Genomic DNA, 2,689 nt, shown 5'->3' on the forward strand with positions numbered 1-2,689 from the left:
TGAGGAACACCATCGGCACCACGACCTGGAGCGTCTTCTTCGCCCGGATCTGGCTCTCGTACTGCCCCGACCACTCGATAAAGTAGCCGGGCGGGAGCTTCAGGTTCTTCGCCAGGTACTCCTTCGCCTCGTCGACGAACCTCCCCATGTCCCGCCCCCGTACGTTCAGGAACACGACCGAACGCAGGAAGGAGTTCTCCGCGCTGATCATCGCGGGGCCCGGGGAGACGGAGATCTTCGCCACCTGGCCGAGGGTGATCTGCCCGCCCCCGCTTCCCATGGGGGCGCCGCCTCCACCGCCCTGGCCCATCCCCCCCCCGCCGCCTGCGGGAGCGGAGGCGGGAGCGGCCGAGGCGCTCACCACGGGCCCCCGGGGGATCGGGATCCGCTTGATCTTCTCGATGTCCTGCCGGTAGTCCCACAGGAACCGGACTCGGACGGGGAAGCGCTGCCGCCCCTCGATGGTGTTGGTCACCGGCATGCCGCCGAGGACCGTCTCGATCACGTCGTTGATGTCATCCACGTTGAGGCCATACCGCGCGGCCGCTTCCCGGTCGGGGACAATGTCGAGGTAGGTCCCCCCCAATGTCCGCTCGGCGACCACGTCCACCGCTCCCGGCACCTTCTTGAGGACCTCGCCGGCCGTGACCGCAAGGTCCGATAATTGGTTGAGGTCGTCCCCGTAAATCTTGACACCAAGGTCGGTCCGGACGCCCGTGGAGAGCATGTTGATCCGGTTGATGATCGGCATCGTCCAGCCATTGCCCACTCCGGGGATCTGGAGCCTGGCGTTCAACTCGCCGATGAGCTTCTCCTGGGTCATCCCCTTGCGCCACTTGTCTTTGGGCTTGAGCAGGATGATCGTCTCGAACATGGAGACGGGGGAGGGGTCGGTGGAGGTCTCGGCCCGGCCCACTTTCCCCAGGACGTGCTCCACCTCCGGGGTCTCCTTGATGATCTTGTCCTGGATGGTGATGAGCCGCTTCGCCTCGTTGATCGAGATGTTGGGCAAGGTCACCGGCATGAAGAGCAGGCTCCCCTCGTTCAGGGGCGGCATGAACTCCCTGCCGATGCGCGTCACCATGACGATCGCGATCGAGAACAGGGCCGCGGCGATCGCCACCGTCTTCTTCCGGTTGTCAAGCGCCCAGTTGAGCGCCGGCTTGTACACCTTCATCAGGGATTTCATCGTCCAGTTGTCCTCTTCCTTGTGCAGCTTGCCGCGGACAAGGAACGAGCACAGGACGGGCACGAGCGTGACCGCGATGAAGGTGGACCCCACCATCGCGAACGTCTTGGTGAAGGCCAGGGGATGGAACATCTTTCCTTCCAGGCCGGTCAGGGCGAAGACCGGGACGAACGCCAGGATGATGATCGCCATGGCATAGAAGATCGGCCGGCCCACCAGGTGGGCGGCCTTTTCGGTGATGGAGAGGATGTTCTTCTCGTACCCCTCGCCGTACTGCTCGGCGTGGCGGATCACGTTCTCCGTCATCACGATCCCGGCGTCGACCAGCACGCCGATCGCGATGGCGATCCCCCCCAGGCTCATGATGTTGGAATTGAGCCCCACGTAGTGCATGAAGATGAAGGCGACCAGGATGGCCAGCGGCAGCGGCGAGGTCACGATCAGGATCGACCGGAAGTGCCACAGGAAGATGATATGCGCCAGCGTGACGAGGATCACTTCCTCGATCAACGCGCCCTTGAGGGTGTCGATCGCCTTCTGGATGAGATCGCTGCGGTCGTAGGACGTCTCGACCGTCACGCCGGGAGGAAGCCCCGGGGCAAGCTCTTTCAGCTTCGCCTTGACCCGCTCGATCACCTTCTGCGCGTTCTCGCCATACCGCATGACGATGATCCCGCCGGCGACCTCTCCCTCGCCGTTGACGTCGAGGAGCCCGCGGCGTGAAGCCCCGCCCATCTGGACGACCCCCAGGTTCTTTACATAAATGGGCGTTCCGGAAAGCGAGGTGCCGACGACGATGTTTTCCACGTCCTCCTTCGACCGGAGATATCCCCGGCCGCGGACCTGGTACTCCATCGCGTTTTCCTCGATGACGTTGCCGCCCACCTCGCGGTTCGCCATGGACACCGCCTGGGTGACCGCCTTGACGGGGACCCGGTAGGCCAGGAGCTTCACCGGATCGAGATCGACCTGGTACTGCTTCACGAACCCGCCGATGGAGGCCACCTCGGCCACGCCCGAAACCGCCTGGAGGGGATACCGCAGGTACCAGTCCTGGATGGCTCGCATTTCGCCCAGGTCGTACCTGTCGCTCTTTAGGTGATACCAGTAGACGTGGCCGACCCCCGTGCCGTCGGGACCCAGCACCGGGGTGACCCCCTTGGGCATCCGGTCCCCGAGCTGGTTCAGCCGCTCCAGCACGCGGCTGCGCGCCCAGTAGAGGTCCACCTTGTCCTCGAAGATCACGTAGATCATCGAGGCGCCGAACATCGTCGTGGAGCGGACCGCTCGGACGTGGGGCAGACCCTGGAGGTTGGTCGCCAGGGGGTAGGTGACCTGGTCCTCGATGATCTGAGGGGACCGACCTTCCCACATCGTGTAGACGATGATCTGGTTGTCGGAGAGGTCCGGGATGGCGTCCACAGGCGTCCGCAGGAGCGCCCAGATCCCCCACAGCAGGATGACAACGCTCCCCAGGATCGTCAGGAACCGGTTCTTGAG

At 64.3% G+C, this 2,689-nt stretch carries 1 protein-coding gene; it reads right to left on the reverse strand.

The genetic code is table 11. The features are described from left to right. The coding region (locus VJ307_11120) for a CusA/CzcA family heavy metal efflux RND transporter (protein ID HJX74687.1) at positions 1 to 2,689 on the reverse strand (2,689 nt) is incomplete at both ends.

The sequence above is a fragment of the Candidatus Deferrimicrobiaceae bacterium genome (genome assembly GCA_035256765.1).
GTDB lineage: Bacteria > Desulfobacterota > Deferrimicrobia > Deferrimicrobiales > Deferrimicrobiaceae > CSP1-8.